This is a genomic window from Streptomyces koelreuteriae (genome assembly GCF_018604545.1).
GTDB classification, from domain to species: domain Bacteria; phylum Actinomycetota; class Actinomycetes; order Streptomycetales; family Streptomycetaceae; genus Streptomyces; species Streptomyces koelreuteriae.
Genome location: NZ_CP075896.1, coordinates 5,610,258 through 5,629,939, shown reverse-complemented (window position 1 = coordinate 5,629,939; position 19,682 = coordinate 5,610,258). Strand labels below are relative to the sequence as shown.

Here is a 19,682-nt window from a genome sequence, read left to right as displayed (position 1 = left end):
GGGCGGCGCTACGACGTCCGTCCCTTCGCGGAACCTTCCTTACGCCGGCGCCGTCGCGGCGGCAGGCTGTTCGGCCGTTGAGTGGGCCTGAGCTGCCTCGCGGTCGGGCGCGAGCGGGTCGGTCACCGTGCCGGTCTCTTCATCGAACAGCCCCTGCGCCAGCCTGGTCACCGCTGCGGGGACCGGCGGCGCCAGGTCGGCCACGGCGCGGAGACCGGACAGGACGTCGTCGGGTCGTACGGCAGGCGTCACGTGCCGAACAACCAGCCGCAGTATCGCACAGGGCTGGTCGGTCGGCCCAGCATGGAGCGCGGCGTCAGCCGCTCCAGTGGAGCCGACGCTTGCGGCGGGCTGCGAACTCTGCGTTTCCGTGGGGTCTGGGATCTCCAGGCTCACCACGGCGGCTCGGGCGTCGAAGGTACGGATGCCGTTCTTGGCTTGGCGCTGGACCTCGACGGTCTCGGCCGCGGTGAAGGCGTCCGCCGCGCGGCGGGCCTCCTCTCGCGACACCCCGTCCAGCCGCAGCTCCCATACGGAAGCCGTGAGCCGGTCGGCGAGTCCCGAGGTACGCGCCTCGACCGCCTCGACGATGTCGAGCCCGGTGGGCATCGACGCGTCGAGAAGGGTCCTGAGCTGCTCCGGATCGCGCGATGCGGTGAGCGCGATCTCCAGGTATTCCGCCTCACTGCCCGTGCCGGTGGGTGCGGCATTGGCGTACGACACCTTCGGGTGCGGTGTGAAGCCCGCCGAGTACGCCATCGGCACCTCGGCACGGCGCAACGCACGCTCGAAGGCGCGCTGGAAGTCACGGTGGCTGGTGAACCGGAGGCGGCCGCGCTTGGTGTAGCGCAGTCGGATGCGCTGCACCGCGGGTGCGGGCGGCGGGCCTTCGGGCTGTCGCTTGCCCAGTGTCGTTCAGTCCTTCGTGAGAGCGGTCGTACTGCTACCAAGAGTACGTGTCCCGCGCCCCGAAGGTTCCCCGCGGTCGACGGGCCGCGGCCGCCTCGGCTCGCCGAGGAGCATCCGCCGGAAGTCGGCACGCGCCTGCCGTACGGACTCCCGGGCGGAGGCCAGGGCCTGCCGGGTGGCGCTACCCACGCTGCGGGCGGCTGCGGCGACGGGCCGCAGGACGGTGTCCCGCACGACGTGTCCGACCGGTGTCAGCACACTGCGGTACACCCACCGCACCGGCTCGACGAAGATCCACCGCAAGAGGGTGCCGAGGAACCGCCCGACGGCGAGCGAGATGTGCCCGGCGACGCGCCAGGCGTGCCCGAGGGCGTCCCACACCTCCCGTCCGATGACGGCGAGGACCCTGCCGACCGGGGCGAGAACCCAGCGCCATAGGGCGAGCACGGGCAGGACGAGCAGGATCCGGGCGATCCAGTAGAGGGCCGTTCCGATGCCGGTGACGATCGTGCTCACCAGCCACACCAGCCCCCTGCCGCACCAGACGATCGCACGCCCGACGGGTGCGAGCACCCAGGTGTACAGCCACAGGGCGGGGACGACGACGAGCCCCCTGAGCAGCCAGATCAGGGCATGCCCGACGGGTGTGAGCACGTAGGCGTACACCCAGCCGAGCGCGGCCCCGACCCCCTTGGCCGCCCACGCGAGCGCGTGCCCGACCGGCGTCAGCACATACCGGTACAGCCACCCCATGGGCACGACCACGAGCACGTACCCGAGCCACCCGAGGGCCTTGCCCACCGGCACGACGACGTACCGCCACAGCCCCACGAACGGCCAGACGAACACCGCCCGCCCGAGCCACAGCAGCGCCCGCCCCACCGGCCGGAACAGCACGTCGTTCAGGAACCGCCCGGCCACGACGAGCGCGTCCCACACCATCCGCACGGGGACGACCAGTACGAGCACGACGATCCGCACGGGAATCCGGATCGCGACGGCGAGACACCCCTCGGGCGCGGCGCCCCCACGTACGGGCGGCGCAGTCGCCTCGGGCACCCTCTTGCGCAGGTCGACCCGCGCCTCGGAACCCTCGCGGGCCGGCTTCTCCAGTTCCATACCGTCGAAGACGCCGCGGCGTCCCGTTCGGATCCCGAACCGCTCAGCCGGCTCCGGGACCCGCGACCCGAGCCTGCAGCAGCCGGGGCGACTCCTGGAAACCACGCCGGGCGTACGCGGGAATCGCCCGCGGGGTCGAGTGCACGGTGACCCGCTCCAGCCCGAGTTCCCGGGCCCCGTCCAGAACCGCCTGGATGAGCCGGCCGCCGAGCCCGCCGTCCCGCGCGTCGGGCAGGACGTACACGCACTGCAGATCACCGGAGGCGCGGCGCGGCGCTCGCGGTGTGGGGACCCGCTGCACGACGGCCAGCCACGCCATGCCGATGACCACGGCATCGGCACGCACGACCACCATGCACCGATGCGAGGCGGTGTTCTCCCGGGCCCATGCGACGAACTGCCGCACGAACTCCTCGCGTTCGCCGAGGTCCTCGGCGCCGTTCTCGACGAGCCAGTCCCATCGAAGCCGGGCGACAGCGGGCAGTTCGCCCGGGCGGGCGGGCCGGATGCCGATGTTCTCCATCACCGCATTCTGTGGACCGGCGGCATCACCCGTCCACACCCTCCGACTCCCAGCGCAGCAGATCCCCCGGCTGGCACTCCAGCACTTCGCAGAGCGCGGCGAGGGTGGAGAAGCGGACCGCCTTGGCGCGGCCGTTCTTGAGGACCGCCAGGTTTGCGGGGGTGATGCCGACGCGTTCCGCGAGCTCGCCCACGGACATCTTCCGTTTGGCCAGCATCACGTCGATGTCGACGGCGATCGCCATCAGATGACCTCTTCCAACTCGGCCCGCATCCGAGCCGCCTCGATGTCGCGTGCGACGGCCTGCGCGAGCAGCATGCGCAGCACGAGCACGACCAGCGCGACGCCCAGCACGGCCATGACGACCCCGCACAGCAGCAGGACCACCCCGGGAGCGACGGCCTCGCCGGGCGCGAGGACGACCGCGAGGGCGAAGACCAGCAGGGCGGCCGCCACGAACGCGCCGATCACGATGTGCACGTACCGGAAGGCGGCGGTGGAGAACACCGTCCCGCGGCGCACCATCGTCACCAGCCGCCACACACAGACCACAACGACCTGGGCCGTCACGATACCGAGGATCGTGATCACGAGGATCGGGGTGCGCAGATACGCGTAGTCCGGGTTCAGTCCGTCCAGATCGACGGCCAGCAGCGGCACCATGACCGCCTGCACGAACAGCGACCCGGCGAGCAGCACCACGAGCACCCCACGCAACGCCGCCACGGCCAGCTTCCCCATCACCACTCCTTCGATCGAGCTACGATTGAAATCTATCGAAACTCGATAGACATGGCAATGGGACGGCCCTCCCGGGGGAAACGTGGCAACGTGGGCAGAGAGCACGCCGAGGCGACGACCGAGGGAGAAACACCGTGGAATGGCGCGTGTTCGCGCAGGAGATGGCCTCCATGGCGCGGGAACTGCTCGCTCAGCACTCGGTCGACGCCACCCTCGAGCACATCACCGACTCGGCCACGAAGCTCGTGGCGGGATGCGACGCGGCCGGCATCCTCCTCCTGCACGGCAAGCGGGTGGAGACGCTCGCTCCCACGGCCGATCTGGTCCTCAAGAGCGACCAGGTGCAGGAGCGCCTGGCGGAGGGCCCCTGCTTTGACGCGGCCCGCAGCGACACCGCGGCGCGGATCTTCCGCATCACCGACTTCACCGACGAGCAGCCGCGCTGGCCCGCCTACGCCGAGCAGGCCCGTGACCTGGGCGTGGGCAGCATGATGGGCTTCCTGCTGTACACCGAGGACGAGGATCTCGGCGCGCTCAACCTCTACTCGGGCCGCCCGGGGGCCTTCACGGAGGACAGCGAGACGGCGGGCTGGCTGCTGGCCTCGCACGCCGCCGTCGCCTTCTCCAGCGCCCGCAGTCACGCCCAACTGGAGCAGGCCGTCGCCACCCGTCATGTCATCGGCGAGGCCATGGGCATCCTCATGGGCAGCCACCGCCTCACCGAGAAGGAGGCCTTCGACGTGCTGCGCCGCTTCTCCCAGGAACGGAACATCAAGCTCCGCGAGGTCGCCCGGCGCGTCTGCGAACAGGGCCGCCTCGGCTGACGGCTCCCCCAGCACATGGCTGAACCGGGGGAACCTGGGCCGGGCCGGTCCCCCGGGGGAGCGCCACCGACCCCGCCTTGTCTCAGCGGGTCCCCCGGAGAACCGACCTCACCCCTCGGCCGGCTCAGTCATCTCGGGCTTCCCGATCAGTGCGCGTGTCCGCTGGTCTGAGGCTGCTTGACCGTCAGCGGCAGCAGCTTCTTCCCGGTCGGACCGATCTGGATGGACGTGTCCATCTGCGGGCACACCCCGCAGTCGAAGCACGGGGTCCACCGGCAGTCCTCGACCTCGGTCTCGTCGAGGGAGTCCTGCCAGTCCTCCCAGAGCCAGTCCTTGTCCAGGCCGGAGTCGAGGTGGTCCCAGGGGAGGACCTCCTCGTAGGTGCGCTCGCGGGTGGTGTACCAGTCGACGTCGACCCCGAACTCCGGCAGCGTCTTCTCGGCGCAGGCCATCCAGCGGTCGTACGAGAAGTGCTCGCGCCAGCCGTCGAAGCGGCCGCCGTCGTCGTAGACCGCGCGGATGACCGCGCCGATACGGCGGTCGCCCCGGGAGAGGAGGCCTTCGACGATGCCGGGCTTGCCGTCGTGGTAGCGGAAGCCGATGGAGCGGCCGTACTTCTTGTCGCCGCGGATCTTGTCGCGCAGCTTCTGCAGCCGCGCGTCCGTCTCCTCGGCGGAGAGCTGCGGGGCCCACTGGAAGGGCGTGTGCGGCTTGGGGACGAAGCCGCCGATCGAGACCGTGCAGCGGATGTCGTTGGAGCGGGAGACCTCGCGGCCCTTGGCGATGACCTTGGTCGCCATGTCGGCGATCTGGAGGACGTCGTCGTCGGTCTCGGTGGGCAGGCCGCACATGAAGTACAGCTTCACCTGGCGCCAGCCGTTGCCGTACGCCGTGGAGACCGTGCGGATCAGGTCCTCTTCCGAGACCATCTTGTTGATGACCTTGCGGATGCGCTCCGAGCCGCCCTCGGGGGCGAAGGTGAGGCCGGAGCGGCGGCCGTTGCGGGTCAGTTCGTTCGCCAGGTCGATGTTGAAGGCGTCCACGCGGGTGGAGGGGAGGGACAAGCCGATCTTGTCCTCCTCGTAGCGGTCCGCCAGGCCCTTGGCGACGTCGGCGATCTCCGTGTGGTCCGCCGAGGAGAGGGAGAGCAGGCCCACCTCCTCGAAGCCCGTCGCCTTCAGGCCCTTGTCGACCATGTCGCCGATGCCCGTGATGGAGCGTTCGCGGACCGGGCGGGTGATCATGCCGGCCTGGCAGAAACGGCAGCCTCGGGTGCAGCCGCGGAAGATCTCCACCGACATGCGCTCATGGACCGTCTCGGCCAGCGGGACCAAGGGCTGCTTGGGGTACGGCCACTCGTCCAGGTCCATGACGGTGTGCTTGGAGACCCGCCACGGGACACCGCTGCGCTTGGGGACGACGCGGGCGATCCGGCCGTCGGGCAGGTACTCGACGTCGTAGAAGCCCGGGACGTACACCCCGCCCGTGCGGGCGAGGCGGAAGAGGAGTTCCTCGCGGCCGCCGGGGCGGCCCTCGGCCTTCCAGGCGCGGATGAGCGCGGTGACCTCCAGGACGGCCTGCTCACCGTCGCCGATGACAGCGCAGTCGATGAAGTCCGCGATCGGCTCGGGGTTGAACGCGGCGTGCCCGCCGGCCATGACGATCGGGTCGTCCAGGCCGCGGTCCTTGGCCTCCAGCGGGATGCCGGACAGGTCCAGGGCCGCCAGCATGTTCGTGTAGCCCAGCTCCGTGGAGAAGGACAGGCCGAACACGTCGAAGGCCTTGACCGGCCGGTGGCTGTCCACCGTGAACTGCGGGACCTTGTGCTCCCGCATCAGCTCCTCAAGGTCCGGCCACACGCTGTAGGTGCGCTCGGCGAGGACGCCCTGCTGTTCGTTCAGGACCTCGTAGAGGATCATGACGCCCTGGTTGGGCAGACCGACCTCGTAGGCGTCCGGGTACATGAGCGCCCAACGGACGTCACAGGAGTCCCACTCCTTGACCGTGGAGTTGAGCTCCCCGCCGACGTACTGAATCGGCTTCTGCACATGCGGGAGCAGAGCTTCGAGCTGCGGGAACACCGACGCAGCGACTTCGGCAGGCATGTCGCGCACCTTCGTGAGCTGGACTGTACTGACAGGGGTGACCATCCAGCCTAACGTGATCGCGGGGCGTCTCCGTACGCCCGAGGGTCAGAGGCCGGCCGTCCCGTCCTTGATCCCGTCCCAGAATCCGGGCAGTTCGGCCTCCACGCGGGTGGCCCGCTGCTCCTCGCGCTCATGGAGCAGGCCGTAGGTGAAGGCGCTCTCCCCCGCCGCGTGGGCGACCGCCGACATCTCGCGCAGGGTCTGCCGGGCCATCACGCTGTCCTGGTGCTCGCCGAGCAGGTTCTGCAGCGCCTTCATGGACTTGACCAGGCTCTTGGCCGGCTTGCCGAGGGCGGGTCGGCCCGCCTCGGCCGCGTAGCGGGTGCGCTTGGTCTTCTTGCGGGCCTCGTGGATCGCGACGTCCCGGTCGGTGCCGGGCTCCAGTTCCCGTGCCTGCTGGACCAGCGCGGTGACCTTGCGGAAGTCCTTCTTCACGGCCTTGGCGATCACCTTGCGGGGCTTCTTGCCGGCCGCCTTCAGCAGCGGCGGGTCGGCGATCAGCGCGTCCAGCGTGTCGAGCAGGGCGAGATAGCGGCGGGAGTCCAGGACGCCGAGAAGGTGTCCGCGGGCCCCGCGGTGCTCGGCGCTCGACCAGGAGCGGATCCGCTCCGGCACGGGCCCGCGGACCAATTCGTCGGGCACCTCGTCGAGGGCCGTCGTCAGCCGTTCGGCCAGCACCTCCCGGTCCCGGTCCAGGCCCAGCTCGCCGGCCAGCCACTTCAGCTCGTCGCCGACCGGGTCGGTGACCTCGCGGTCGAGGACGTCGCCGAACGACTTGAAGGTGCTGCGCAGCCGCCGGGTGGCCACGCGCATGCTGTGCACGGAGTCCTCGGCGTCCCGCCGGACGGCCGGGTCGAGTTCGACGATCGCGTCGCGCTGGGTGCGTACGTAGACGAGCACATGGTCCCCGGCGGTGACCGGCTTCCCGGCGGAACCGGACGGGCGCTTCTTGACCGGTGCCGTCTCCGCGAGGGCTCGGGCCAGCTTCGACGCCGACTCCGACGGCCGTACGCCCGCCTTGCGCAGCTTCTTCTCCACCTTGTCGAGCAGCGCCGGGTCGCCTCCGTCGGCGAGTTCCACCTCGATCTCGGTCCACTGGGTCTCGCCGCCGCCGGCCGTGAGCCGCTCGGCGAGTACGGCGTCGACGGCGACCTCGGCGAGCAGCGCGCCGTCGGCGTCGACGAGGTGGCGTACGTCGCGCTCGCAGCGCAGCCGGACCACGGGCAGCAGCTCGCCGCCCCGGACACGGGAGCGGACGAGCCCGGCGAGGTCGTCGGGGAGGGTGTCGGAGAGCGGGGCGCTCAGTTCGTCGCGGACGCCCGGGGCGATCGGGAACTTCAGGTGCCAGCCCGCGTCGGAGCCGCCGGTGCGGCGGCGCAGGGTGACGGACGACGCCGCGAGGCGTTCGTCGATCGTGTCGTAGTAGGTGGCGTCGAGGTGGGCGACACCCTTGTCGACAACGGCCGCGACCCCGGCGACACCGGTCAGGTCGGGAAGCCCGCTGTCCTCGGACTCGTATTTCCGCTCGATCTCGCGCTTGCTGTCCGCCATGAACCGAATCTAGTCGGCCCGGGGGCGGGGCGGCAGAGTGCCACCCCGCCTCAGTGCTCCTGCCTCAGTGCGCCGCCCGCCCGGCGGTCACGCCGACATCGGGCGCTGCACCCGGATGGACTGCAACAACCCGACCGCTATCCACACGGCGAACATCGACGAACCGCCGTACGACACGAAGGGCAGCGGCAGGCCGGTGACCGGCATGATGCCGAGTGTCATGCCGACGTTCTCGAACGTCTGGAAGCCGAACCAGGCGACGATGCCGGCGGCCACGATCGTGCCGTACAGGTCGCTGGTGTCCCGGGCGATGGCGCAGGCCCGCCACAGGACGACGCCGAGCAGCAGGATGATGAGGCCGCCGCCGAGGAAGCCCAGTTCCTCGCCCGCCACGGTGAAGACGAAGTCCGTCTGCTGCTCGGGGACGAACTGGCCGGTGGTCTGCGAGCCGTGGAAGAGGCCGGAGCCGGTCAGTCCGCCGGAGCCGATGGCGATCCGGGCCTGGTTGGTGTTGTAGCCGACGCCCGCCGGGTCGAGCTCGGGGTTGGCGAAGGCGGCGAAGCGGTTGATCTGGTAGTCGTCGAGCACGCCGAGCTGCCAGACGGCGATCGCGCCGACGGCGCCCGCGCTGATCAGTCCGAACACCCACCGGTTGGACGACCCGGAGGCGAGCAGCACGCCGAGCACGATGATGACCATGACCATGACCGACCCGAGGTCGGGCATGAGCATCACGATCAGCATGGGCACGGTGGCCAGGCCCAGGGCCTGCACGACCGTGCGGTGATCGGGGTACTGCTTGTCGCCCGCGTCGACCCGGGCCGCCAGCAGCATCGCCATGCCCAGAATGATCGTGACCTTCACGAACTCCGAGGGCTGCAGCGAGAAGCCGCCGGGGAGCTTGATCCACGAGTGGGCGCCGTTGATCGTGGAGCCGAGCGGGGTGAGCACGAGCAGGATCAGCAGGACCGAGACGCCGTACAGGATCGGCACGGCCGTGCGCAGGGCGCGGTGGCCGAGCCAGATCGTGCCGGCCATCAGGGCGAGGCCGATACCGGTGTTCAGCAGGTGCCGGACGAGGAAGTAGTACGGGTCGCCCTGGTTGAGTTCCGTGCGGTTGCGGGTGGCCGAGTAGACGAGGAGCGTGCCGAGCAGCGACAGGGCCAGCGCCGACAGCAGGATCGGCCAGTCGAGCCGCCGCACGACGGAGTCACGGGCGAGGAGCCGGGTCCAGCCGGAGCGCTCGGGCCCGTAGCCGGAGACCTGGAAGCTGTTCACACCGCCGGTCATGTCGTGGACCTCCGGCTTCCCTTCCGGCGCCGCTGCCTTCGGGTGTCACGGTTCTCCGGCGTCGGCGGGGCGGCCGTCGCCGGCTGGAGCGGGTCGGCCGGGGCGTTCGGGTCCTTCTTCTTTGCCTGCTGGTCCTTCGCGGGGTCCTTGGAGACCTTCGGGGAGGAGATGGTGCCGTCGGTCTTGACCTTCGGCAGGGTCTCCTGCGGGGTGGACAGCAGGGCCTTCTTCTTGTCGATCTTGCCGTCCTCGGAGACGCCGTACAGCGCGTTGTAGATGTTGCGGACGGCGGGGCCCGAGGCGCCGGAGCCCGTACCACCCTGGGCGATCGTCATGACGATCGAGTAGTCCTTGGTGTAGGTGGCGAACCACGAGGTCGTCTGCTTGCCGTAGACCTCGGCCGTACCCGTCTTGGCGTGCATCGGGATCTTGTCCTGCGGCCAGCCGCCGAACCTCCAGGCGGCCGTACCGCGGGTGGCGACTCCCGCGAGGGCATCGTCTATCCGGTCGCGCGTCGTCTTCGACATCGGCAGCTTGCCGTGCGACTTGGGCTTGATCGGCGTGACGGTCTTGCCGTCGGCGCTGATGACGGCCTTGCCGACGGAGGGGTCGTAGAGGGTGCCGCCGTTGGAGATGGCGCCGTAGATGGTGGCCATCTGGATCGGGGTGACGAGGGTGTCGCCCTGCCCGATGGAGTAGTTGATGGAGTCACCGGCGCGCAGGCGGTTGCCCTCGAGGCAGTTCTCGTAGGCGATCTTCTCGGCGTAGCTGCCGTTGCGCTTGCCGGTGCGGCACCAGACGTCCTTGTTGGCCTTCCAGTAGTCCAGCTTCCACTGGCGGTCGGGGATGCGGCCGGTGACCTCGTTGGGCAGGTCGATGCCGGTCTCCTTGGCGAGGCCGAACTGGTGGGCGGTCTTGTAGAACCAGTCGTCGGCCTTCTTCTTCGGCTTGGCGCCTCCGTCGCGCTTCCACTCCTCGTGGGAGAGCCGGTAGAAGACGGTGTCGCAGGAGACCTCCAGGGCGCGGCCGAGGCTGATCGGGCCGTATCCCTTGGACTCGAAGTTCTTGAAGACCTGGCCGCCCAGGGAGTACGAGCTGGAGCACTGGTAGGGGCCGTCGAAGGAGTAGCCGGCGTTGATCGCTGCGGCCGTCGGGACGACCTTGAAGATGGAGCCGGGCGCGGACTGGCCCTGGATCGCGCGGTTGAGCAGCGGGTAGTTGGAGCTCTTGCCGGTGAGCCGCGCGTAGTCCTTGGCGGAGATGCCACCGACCCAGGCGTTCGGGTCGTAGTTCGGGTTGGACGCCATGGCGACGACCCGGCCGGTCTTGGCCTCCATCACCACGACGGCACCGGAGTCGGCCTTGTAGTTGGTGCCGGTGTTGCGGTCGTGCTGCTTGCGGGCTTCCTTCATGGCCTCGTTCAGCTGGTACTCGGCGATCCGCTGGACGCGCGAGTCGATGCTGGTGACGAGGTTGTCGCCCGGCTCGGTGGGGTCGGCCTCGGCCTGGCCGATGACCCGGCCGAGGTTGTCGACCTCGTAGCGGGTGACGCCGGCCTTGCCACGGAGCTGCTTGTCGTACTGGCGTTCAAGCCCGGAGCGGCCGACCTGGTCGGAGCGCAGATACGGCGAGTTGGTGTTCTGCGCCGCCTTGATCTCCTCGTCGGTGACCGGCGAGAGGTAGCCGAGGACCTGGGCGGTGTTGGCCTTGCCCGGGCTCGGGTAGCGGCGCATGGCCTCCGGCTCGGCGGTGATGCCGGGGAAGTCCTCGGCGCGCTCGCGGATCTGCAGGGCCTGCTTGGGCGTGGCCTCGTCGGTGATGGGGATGGGCTGGTACGGCGAGCCGTTCCAGCAGGGCTGGGGCGTCTCGGAGTCGCACAGCCGGACCTTCGCCATGACCTCCTTGGGCTTCATGCCCAGGACTCCGGCGAGCTTGGTGAGGACGTCCTTGCCGTCGTCCGGCATCTTCAGCAGGTCGGTGCGGGAGGCGGAGACGACCAGCCGGGTCTCGTTGTCGGCGAGGGCCACACCGCGCGCGTCCAGGATCGAACCCCGGACGGCGGGCTGGACGACCTGCTGGACGTGGTTCCCGGACGCCTCCTTGGCGTAGGCCGCGCCCTCACGGATCTGGAGGTACCACAGGCGTCCGCCGAGCGTGAGCAGCAGGGAGACGACGAGAACCTGGATGACGACGAGCCGGACCTGGACCCGCGTGTTCCGGCCGGTCTCGGGAATGTTGGTCACGGGTGCTGCCTCCCCCTCTCGATGCGCGTACGGATATGCGGGTACGACTGATGAACGGCCGCCCCCGAACCGGCGTTCCTACCGGATCGGCTCGTTCGGGTGAACTTCCCTGCGTTCACAGCCGCTTGACCCCCTTGATGCGCCCGGCCCGCGCCATCCGGGCCCGGGCCGCCTTCACCCGCAGCCCGTTGCGCTGGCTGCCGATCTTCAGGCCGGTGCCGCCGGAGAGCCAGCCCGAGGAGATGTCGGTGGCCTTGGAGGAGGAGCCGGTGTCGGCGAGGGGGTCGTTCTCGGCGCGCCGGGCCAGGGCCATGATCCCCGGCACGACGAACGGGGCGAGCAGCAGGTCGTACAGGGCGGCCGTGAACAGCAGGCTGCCCAGGCCCACATGGCGGGCGGCGGTGTCCCCGACGAGGGCACCGACCCCGGCGTACAGCAGGGTCGAGCCGACGGCGGCGGCGACCACCACGACCATGGGGCCGGTGGCGGACTTCAGCCGGCCCGTCTCCGGCTTCGCCAGTCCGGCGAGATAGCCGATGACGCACAGCACCAGGGCGTACCGCCCGGCGGCGTGGTCGGCGGGCGGGGCGAGGTCGGCCAGCAGGCCCGCGCCGAAGCCGACGAGGGCGCCGCCCACATGGCCGTAGACCAGGGCGAGGCCGAGGACGGTGAGGAGCATCAGGTCGGGCACGGCGCCCGGCAGGTGCAGGCGGGCGAGGACGCTCACCTGGATCACCAGGGCGACGACGACCAGGGCGGAGGAGAGCAGGATCCGGTTGACGCGCATGAGGTGACAGCTCCTACTGCTCTTGCTGGTTCTGGCCGTCTGCGGGTGCCTCGGCGGACGGCGTCACGGTCACCGTCACCGTCGGCCTGGGGGTGGGCTTGGGTTTGGGCGGGAGCACCGTGTCGCGCGGGTCCTTCTTCGGGACGTCGACGACGACACCGACGATGTCGAGCTTGCTGAAGCTCGCGTACGGCGTGACATAGAGCGTGCGGGTCAGGCCGCCGCCGGACGGGTCGACACGCGAGACCACGCCGACGGGCACACCGGGCACGAACGGCCGGTCGGCCTGGGAGCCGAAGGTGACCAGACGGTCGCCCTTCTTCACCTCCGCCTTGCCGTTGAGGAGTTCCACACGCAGCGGGCGGTCGCCCTGCCCGGAGGCGAATCCCAGCTCGTCGCCGGACTCCATCCGGGTGCCGACCGTGAAGTCGGGGTCGCTGGCGAGCAGGACCGTGGCGGTGTTGGGCCCGACGGTGGTGACCCGGCCGACGAGCCCGTCCCCGTTCAGGACGGTCATGTCGCGCTTGATGCCGTCGTTGGCGCCGACGTCGACGGTGATGGTCCAGGAGAAGCCCTGCGCGGCGCCGATGGCGATGACCTGGGCGCCCTTGATGCCGTACTGGCCCTGGCCGGCGACCTTCAGCATCTTGTCGAGCTGCTTGAGGCGGCTGCGGCTGCGGTCGTCGCTGCCGAGCTTCGCCTTCAGGGCCGCGTTCTCCTCCTCCAGCACGGCGAGCCGGTCGTGCCGGTCGCCGGATTCACGGATGGCGGAAACCGCGTTGCCGACCGGGTCGACCGCGGCCGAGACACCGCTCTCGATCGGGCCGAAGACCGTCGCCGCGCCCTGCCGGGCACCGTCGACGGGCGAGTCCTCTCCACCGCGGATGTCCACCGTGATCAAAGCGAACGCGATGGCGATCAGCAGCACCAGGAGCAGCCGACTCTCTCGTGTGTCCCTCACGTGCGGCGGCCGTGCCCTTCCTCATAGGAATTCGGGGAGCCCCAGGGAAAACCGAGGGGCTGTTTTGTGGGAGCTTATGCCTCTATATCAACGATCCGCCGTACGAGAGGAGATCGTCCCGTACGGCGGAATCGAAGAGTTATGTCATCTGCGCGGCTGGGCGTCCAGCACCTGCTGGAGCGCCTCGAACTCCTCGACGCACTTACCGGAACCGAGAGCCACGCTGTCCAGCGGATCCTCGGCGATATGGATCGGCATGCCGGTCTCCCGGCGCAGCCGCTCGTCCAGGCCCCGCAGCAACGCCCCGCCGCCGGTCAGAACGATTCCCCGGTCCATGATGTCGCCGGACAGCTCCGGCGGACACTTGTCGAGGGTCGTCTTGACGGCGTCGACGATCGCGTTGACCGGTTCCTCGATCGCCTTGCGGACTTCCGCCGCGGAGATGACGACGGTCTTCGGCAGCCCGGACACCAGGTCCCGGCCGCGGATTTCGGTGTGCTCGTCGGAGTCGAGGTCGTACGCCGAACCGATCGTGATCTTGATCTGTTCGGCCGTCCGCTCACCCAGCAGAAGGGAGTATTCCTTCTTGATGTGCTGGATGATCGCGTTGTCCAGTTCGTCGCCCGCCACGCGGATGGACTGGGCGGTGACGATGCCGCCGAGGGAGATGACCGCGACCTCCGTGGTGCCGCCGCCGATGTCCACCACCATGTTGCCCGTGGCCTCGTGGACCGGCAGGCCGGAGCCGATGGCCGCGGCCATGGGCTCCTCGATGATGTGCACCTGGCGGGCGCCGGCCTGGGACGACGCCTCGATGACGGCGCGGCGCTCGACGCCCGTGATGCCCGAGGGCACACAGACGACGACCCGCGGACGAGCCAGATACCTCCGCTTGTGGATCTTCAGGATGAAGTAGCGGAGCATCCGCTCGGTGATCTCGAAGTCGGCGATCACGCCGTCCTTCAAAGGACGAACGGCAACGATGTTGCCGGGCGTGCGCCCGATCATCTTCTTCGCTTCGGCCCCGACCGCGAGGATGCCACCGGTGTTGGTGTTGATCGCGACGACGGACGGTTCGTTGAGTACGATCCCGCGACCCCTGACGTACACCAGCGTGTTGGCGGTCCCGAGGTCGACAGCCATGTCACGGCCGATGAACGACATTGAGTTCCCCATCAGGATTCGTCTGGCCTTCCCACTAGCTTTTGAGGGCTTTTCAGGTAGGCAAAGGTGGGTGCTGTGACGTGAAGGCTTCCATCGTAGACGCGCCTTCGCGAACACTGCGGGAGGGTCTCCGCCAATGTCAGCAGATGCTGTGCGGGTTCGCTTGTGGAGACGGGCGTTCGGGGGCGATCGTTCCCTCGATCGGCACGTATATGCCAGGAAAGTCCGGGAGCGCCGCTCCCGGACTTTGCTCGCCCTTCGCGCTTTAGGCGCGACCCGGGAAGAAGATCTTCACTTCTCGCTCCGCGGACTCCTCGGAGTCCGAGGCGTGGATCAGGTTCTCGCGGACGATGACGCCGTAGTCGCCGCGGATGGAACCGGGCGCGGCCGCGATCGGGTCGGTCGGGCCGGCGAGCGCGCGCAGCCCCTCGATGACCCGCTCGCCCTCCACGATCAGCGCCACCACCGGGCCGGAGGCCATGAACTCCACCAGCGGCTCGTAGAAGGGCTTGCCCTTGTGCTCGCCGTAGTGCTGCTCCAGCGTGTCCTGGTCCAGGGTGCGCAGCTCCAGCGCGGTGATCCGCCAGCCCGCCTTGCGCTCGATGCGGCCGATGATCTCGCCGGTCAGGCCACGACGGACGGCGTCGGGCTTGAGCAGGACGAGGGTGCGCTGAGTCACGACGGGCTCCTTAAGCGTCAAGGTTTTACGGAAAGACGAGATTACCCGGCGTGTCGGGCCGCTCGTTACGCAGCGTCAGGTGTGGAGGAGCCCGAGGGGCCCGCCTGGGCCGCGAATCTCGCCTTCGCCTCGTCCACCTTCCGCCCGTAGTGCACGGACGCCCACCACAGGGCCGCGAAGATCGCGCCCAGGAAGAACATGATCGGCACGACGAAGCCCGACGCGATGAGCGCGAGCTGCAGCGCCCAGCCGAGCACGACCCCGCCGGGGCGCGTCACCAGTCCGCACAGCACCAGACACAGGAACATCGCGACACCGCTGACCGTCCACACCGTCGCCATGGACAGATCGGGATCCTTCATGGCGACCAGAGCGGCGAACCCGATGACGAAGAACTCGCCGATCAGGGTCGAAGAACAGAGCGTACGCACGGGTCTCAGCCCTTCCCCAGGAGCAGTCGGGCCTCGCCGACGGTGATCACGGAACCGGTGACGAGCACACCGCCGCCCGCGAACTCGCCCTCTTCCTCGGCGAGCGTGATCGCGGCCTCCAGCGCGTCGGGCAGCCGCGGCTCGACCTGGACGCGGTCGTCGCCGAACACCTCGACGGCGATACCGGCCAGCTCGTCGGCGTCCATCGCGCGGTGGCTGGAGTTCTGCGTGATCACGACCTCGGCGAACACCGGCTCGAAGGCCTCCAGCAGCCCCCGTACGTTCTTCTCGGCGCTCGCGCCGACGACACCGATGAGACGGCTGAACTGGAAGGCCTCCCCGACCGCCTCGGCCGCCGCCCGGGCACCCGCCGGGTTGTGGGCGGCGTCGAGCACGACGGTCGGCGAGCGCCGCACGACCTCCAGCCGCCCGGGCGAGGCCACGGCGGCGAACGCCTTGCGGACCGCGTCCAGGTCCAGCGCGTCGGCGCGCTGCGCGCCGACCCCGAAGAACGCCTCGACGGCGGCGAGCGCCACGGCCGCGTTGTGCGCCTGGTGCGCGCCGTGCAGCGGCAGATACACCTCGGGGTACTCACCGCCCAGGCCACGCAGCGTCACCAGCTGCCCGCCGACGGCCACCTGCCGGTCGACGACCCCGAACTCCAGGCCCTCCCGGGCCACGGTCGCGTCCACCTCGACGGCCTTCTTCAGCAGCACCTGCGCGGCCTCGACCGGTTGCTGCGCCAGGATGACCGTCGCGCCCTGCTTGACGATGCCGGCCTTCTCCGTGGCGATCTCGGCGTGGGTGGTGCCGAGCCGGTCGGTGTGGTCGAGGTCGATGGGCGTGACGACGGCGACGTCACCGTCGATCACGTTCGTGGCGTCCCAGGAGCCGCCCATGCCGACCTCGACGACGGCGACGTCCGCGGGCGCGTCGGCGAAGGCCGCGTAGGCCATGCCGGTGAGCACCTCGAAGAACGACAGCCGGTACTCCTGCTGCGCGTCGACCATCTCGATGTAGGGCTTGATGTCCTCGTACGTCTCGATGAACCGCTCGGCGGAGATGGGGGCGCCGTCGAGGCTGATGCGCTCGGTGATCGACTGCACGTGGGGCGAGGTGTACCGGCCGGTGCGCAGCTCGAAGGCGCCGAGCAGGGCCTCGATCATGCGGGCCGTGGAGGTCTTGCCGTTCGTCCCCGTGATGTGGATCGACGGGTACGACCGCTGCGGCTCGCCCAGGACGTCCATCAGCGCGGCGATACGGCTGACGGAGGGCTCCAGCTTGGTCTCGCCCCAGCGCGTGGCGAGCTCCGCCTCGACCTCGCGCAGGGCCTTGTCCACCTCGGGGTCGGCGGGCCGGGTGGGGATGTCGGCGTCGGGCGGGCCGCCCTGGGTGCGCAGGGTTCGGCTGCCGGCTTCGATGACCGCGAGGTCGGGGTCGCGGGTGGTCTCCTCCGCGATGATCTCGTCGAAGTTGTCGAGGGGGTCGGGCTGGTCGTCGCTGTGGTCTGGAGGGAGCTCGCTCACGGGGCCCAGTCTACGGAGACCGACTGACATTGTTCGCTGTGGGCGGGTGCGGGTCCGTGGGGGCTGGTCGCGCAGTTCCCCGCGCCCCTAAAACAAGTACGTGGAGGCCCCGGCGCCGACAGCACCGGGGCCTCCACGACCGTATGAACCCTTACGCCTGCGGCAGACGCTCCAGCTGTGCCTGAATGCGGGCGATGTCCTCCTCCGCCTTGGCGAGGCGGGTGCGGATCTTGTCCACGACGTGGTCGGGGGCCTTCGCCAGGAACGCCTCGTTGCCGAGCTTGCCGGTCGCCTGGGCCTTCTCCTTCTCCGCCGCCGCGAGGTCCTTCGCGAGGCGCTTGCGCTCCGCCGCGATGTCGATCGTGCCGGAGAGGTCGAGGGCGACCTCGGCGCCGGCGACCGGGAGGGTCGCCGTGGCCGTGAAGGCGTCGCCCTCCGGCTGGAGGCGGAGGAGCTGCCGGATGGCGGCCTCGTGGGTCGCGAACGGCGTGCCGTCGAGGGTCAGCCGGGCCGGAACCCGCTGGCCGGGCTGGAGGCCCTGGTCGGCGCGGAAGCGGCGGACCTCGGTGATGACCGACTGGAGCGACTCGATCTCCTGCTCGGCGCCCTTGTCACGGAAACCGCTGTCGCTCGGCCACTCGGCGATGACGACCGACTCGCCGCCCGTGAGCGTGGTCCACAGGGTCTCGGTGACGAACGGAACCACCGGGTGCAGCAGCTTCAGCGTGACGTCGAGAACCTCGCCGAGGACCCGCTTGCTGACCTCGGCCGCCTCGCCGCCCGCCTGGAACGTCGTCTTGGACAGCTCGACGTACCAGTCGAAGACCTCGTCCCACGCGAAGTGGAACAGGGCGTCCGAGAGCTTCGCGAACTGGTAGTCCTCGTAGAACGCGTCGACTTCGGCGACGACGGAGTTCAGGCGGGACAGAATCCAGCGGTCCGTCGACGACATCTTCGACGCGTCCGGCAGCGGGCCGTCCACCGTCGCGCCGTTCATCATCGCGAAGCGCGTCGCGTTCCAGATCTTGTTGGCGAAGTTGCGGGAGCCCTGGACCCAGTCCTCGCCGATCGGGACGTCGACACCCGGGTTGGCGCCACGCGCGAGGGTGAACCGGAGCGCGTCGGAGCCGTACTTGTCCATCCAGTCCAGCGGGTTGACCGCGTTGCCGAAGGACTTCGACATCTTCTTGCCGAACTGGTCGCGGACCATGCCGTGCAGGGCGATGGTGTGGAACGGCGGGGTGCCGTCCATCGCGTAGAGGCCGAACATCATCATCCGGGCGACCCAGAAGAAGAGGATGTCGTAGCCGGTGACCAGGACGGAGTTCGGGTAGAACTTCGCGAGCGACTCGGTCTGTTCGGGCCAGCCGAGCGTGGAGAACGGCCACAGGCCGGAGGAGAACCAGGTGTCGAGGACGTCGGTGTCCTGACGCCAGCCCTCGGCCTCGGTGCCGGGCGGCTCCTCGTCGGGGCCGACGCAGACGACCTCGCCGTTCGGCCCGTAGAAGACCGGGATGCGGTGGCCCCACCACAACTGCCGCGAGATGCACCAGTCGTGGAGGTTGTCGACCCAGTCGAAGTAGCGCTTCTCCATCTCCTGCGGATGGATCTTGACGCGCCCGTCGCGGACGGCGTCACCGGCGGCCTTCGCGAGCGGACCGACCTTGACCCACCACTGCATGGACAGCCGCGGCTCGATGGTGGTCTTGCAGCGCGAGCAGTGGCCGACGGAGTGGACGTAGGGCCGCTTCTCGGCGACGATCCGGCCTTCGGCGCGCAGGGCCGCGACGATCGCCGACCGCGCTTCCAGCCGGTCCAGGCCCTGGAAGGGGCCGTGCGCCGTGATGATCGCGTGCTCGTCCATGATCGTCAGGGCCGGGAGGTCGTGGCGCTGGCCGATCTCGAAGTCGTTCGGGTCGTGCGCCGGGGTCACCTTGACGGCGCCCGTGCCGAACTCCGGGTCGACGTGCTCGTCGGCGACGACCGGGATGGAGCGGTCGGTCAGCGGCAGCTTGACCAGCTTGCCGATCAGGTGCTGGTAGCGCTCGTCCTCGGGGTGAACGGCGACGGCCGTGTCACCGAGCATGGTCTCGGCGCGGGTGGTGGCGACGACGATGGTGTCGTCCCCGTCGCCGTACTTCATGGAGACGAGCTCGCCGTCGTCGTCCTGGTACTCCACCTCGATGTCCGAGATGGCCGTCAGACACCGGGGACACCAGTTGATGATGCGCTCGGCGCGGTAGATCAGCTCGTCGTCGTAGAGCCGCTTGAAGATGGTCTGGACGGCCTGGGACAGGCCCTCGTCCATGGTGAAGCGCTCACGCGACCAGGCGACGCCGTCGCCGAGGCGGCGCATCTGGCCGCTGATCTGGCCGCCGGACTCGCCCTTCCACTGCCAGACCCGCTCGACGAAGGCCTCACGGCCCAGGTCGTGCCGGGACTTGCCCTCCTTCGCCAGCTCCCGCTCGACGACGTTCTGCGTGGCGATTCCGGCGTGGTCCATGCCGGGCTGCCACAGCGTCTCGTGACCCTGCATGCGCTTACGGCGCGTCAGCGCGTCGATGAGGGTGTGCTCGAAGGCGTGCCCGAGGTGCAGGCTGCCCGTGACGTTCGGCGGCGGGATGACGACGGTGTACGGCGGCTTGTCGCTCTTCGCGTCCGCCTCGAAGTAACCCCGCTCTACCCAGCGCTCGTACAGCGGCCCCTCTACGTCGGCCGGCGCGTACTGGGTCGGCAGGTCGGTGCTGGGCGCTGGTGGCTGCTGCTGAGCGTTCTCGGTCACGGGGG

At 69.7% G+C, this 19,682-nt stretch carries 17 protein-coding genes; 1 reads left to right on the top strand and 16 read right to left on the bottom strand.

The window, feature by feature from the left end:
• Nucleotides 1-39 precede the first annotated feature (39 nt).
• Genes KJK29_RS25415 through KJK29_RS25395 form a run of 5 tightly spaced genes read right to left on the bottom strand, consistent with a single transcriptional unit; the run spans nucleotide 40 to nucleotide 3,292 of the window.
• Nucleotides 40-867: a TIGR03936 family radical SAM-associated protein gene (locus tag KJK29_RS25415; protein WP_215121437.1), complete on the bottom strand. Its 828-nt coding sequence runs from the start codon at nucleotides 865-867 to the stop codon at nucleotides 40-42.
• Between the two features lie 48 nt (nucleotides 868-915).
• Nucleotides 916-2,028, bottom strand: a complete 1,113-nt coding sequence (locus tag KJK29_RS25410) for a phage tail tape measure protein (protein ID WP_215121436.1) — start codon at nucleotides 2,026-2,028, stop codon at nucleotides 916-918.
• A gap of 43 nt (nucleotides 2,029-2,071) precedes the next feature.
• Complete coding sequence (locus KJK29_RS25405; RefSeq protein ID WP_215121435.1) at nucleotides 2,072-2,551, bottom strand: GNAT family N-acetyltransferase; 480 nt, start codon at nucleotides 2,549-2,551, stop codon at nucleotides 2,072-2,074.
• 25 nt (nucleotides 2,552-2,576) lie between these two features.
• Nucleotides 2,577-2,795, bottom strand: coding sequence for a helix-turn-helix domain-containing protein (locus tag KJK29_RS25400; RefSeq protein ID WP_189723560.1), 219 nt, complete (start codon nucleotides 2,793-2,795; stop codon nucleotides 2,577-2,579).
• Entirely contained in the window at nucleotides 2,795-3,292 is a 498-nt protein-coding gene (locus KJK29_RS25395) for a DUF2975 domain-containing protein (protein ID WP_215121434.1), read from the bottom strand. The genes KJK29_RS25400 and KJK29_RS25395 overlap by 1 nt, the downstream gene beginning before the upstream one ends.
• 134 nt (nucleotides 3,293-3,426) lie before the next feature.
• On the opposite strand from KJK29_RS25395, the gene KJK29_RS25390 reads away from it, so the two are divergent.
• Nucleotides 3,427-4,116, top strand: a complete 690-nt coding sequence (locus tag KJK29_RS25390; protein ID WP_251057933.1) for a GAF and ANTAR domain-containing protein — start codon at nucleotides 3,427-3,429, stop codon at nucleotides 4,114-4,116.
• 146 nt (nucleotides 4,117-4,262) lie between these two features.
• On the opposite strand, the gene KJK29_RS25385 is transcribed toward KJK29_RS25390, so the two are convergent.
• From KJK29_RS25385 to KJK29_RS25335, 11 genes are all read right to left on the bottom strand, one after another.
• Nucleotides 4,263-6,221, bottom strand: a complete 1,959-nt coding sequence (locus tag KJK29_RS25385; protein ID WP_215121433.1) for a TIGR03960 family B12-binding radical SAM protein — start codon at nucleotides 6,219-6,221, stop codon at nucleotides 4,263-4,265.
• 87 nt (nucleotides 6,222-6,308) lie between these two features.
• Nucleotides 6,309-7,814 carry a CYTH and CHAD domain-containing protein gene (locus tag KJK29_RS25380; RefSeq protein WP_215121432.1) on the bottom strand — a complete coding sequence of 502 codons (1,506 nt, stop codon included), beginning with the start codon at nucleotides 7,812-7,814 and terminating at the stop codon, nucleotides 6,309-6,311.
• Between the two features lie 87 nt (nucleotides 7,815-7,901).
• Nucleotides 7,902-9,104 (bottom strand): rod shape-determining protein RodA, encoded by a 1,203-nt coding sequence (gene rodA / locus KJK29_RS25375; RefSeq protein ID WP_215121431.1) that lies wholly within the window; start codon nucleotides 9,102-9,104, stop codon nucleotides 7,902-7,904.
• Nucleotides 9,101-11,347, bottom strand: a complete 2,247-nt coding sequence (gene mrdA, locus KJK29_RS25370; RefSeq protein ID WP_215121430.1) for a penicillin-binding protein 2 — start codon at nucleotides 11,345-11,347, stop codon at nucleotides 9,101-9,103. Before mrdA ends, rodA begins: the two co-directional genes overlap by 4 nt.
• A 115-nt stretch (nucleotides 11,348-11,462) precedes the next feature.
• Nucleotides 11,463-12,134: a rod shape-determining protein MreD gene (gene mreD, locus KJK29_RS25365; protein ID WP_215121429.1), complete on the bottom strand. Its 672-nt coding sequence runs from the start codon at nucleotides 12,132-12,134 to the stop codon at nucleotides 11,463-11,465.
• 13 nt (nucleotides 12,135-12,147) lie between these two features.
• A complete protein-coding gene (gene mreC / locus KJK29_RS25360) occupies nucleotides 12,148-13,095 on the bottom strand; it encodes a rod shape-determining protein MreC (RefSeq protein WP_215121428.1) in 948 nt (315 codons plus the stop codon).
• Nucleotides 13,096-13,239: 144 nt separating this feature from the next.
• The gene (locus tag KJK29_RS25355; protein WP_004001297.1) at nucleotides 13,240-14,259 is read right to left on the bottom strand and encodes a rod shape-determining protein; all 1,020 of its coding nucleotides are present in this window, start codon (nucleotides 14,257-14,259) and stop codon (nucleotides 13,240-13,242) included.
• Nucleotides 14,260-14,524: 265 nt separating this feature from the next.
• Nucleotides 14,525-14,938 carry a nucleoside-diphosphate kinase gene (gene ndk, locus KJK29_RS25350; protein WP_184592637.1) on the bottom strand — a complete coding sequence of 138 codons (414 nt, stop codon included), beginning with the start codon at nucleotides 14,936-14,938 and terminating at the stop codon, nucleotides 14,525-14,527.
• 65 nt (nucleotides 14,939-15,003) lie between these two features.
• On the bottom strand, nucleotides 15,004-15,369 hold the full coding sequence (locus KJK29_RS25345) for a DUF4233 domain-containing protein (protein WP_215121427.1): 366 nt from the start codon (nucleotides 15,367-15,369) through the stop codon (nucleotides 15,004-15,006).
• Between the two features lie 5 nt (nucleotides 15,370-15,374).
• Nucleotides 15,375-16,895 (bottom strand): bifunctional tetrahydrofolate synthase/dihydrofolate synthase, encoded by a 1,521-nt coding sequence (gene folC / locus KJK29_RS25340; RefSeq protein ID WP_215121426.1) that lies wholly within the window; start codon nucleotides 16,893-16,895, stop codon nucleotides 15,375-15,377.
• A 151-nt stretch (nucleotides 16,896-17,046) separates the two neighbouring features.
• Nucleotides 17,047-19,677: a valine--tRNA ligase gene (locus tag KJK29_RS25335; protein WP_215121425.1), complete on the bottom strand. Its 2,631-nt coding sequence runs from the start codon at nucleotides 19,675-19,677 to the stop codon at nucleotides 17,047-17,049.
• Nucleotides 19,678-19,682: the final 5 nt, after the last annotated feature.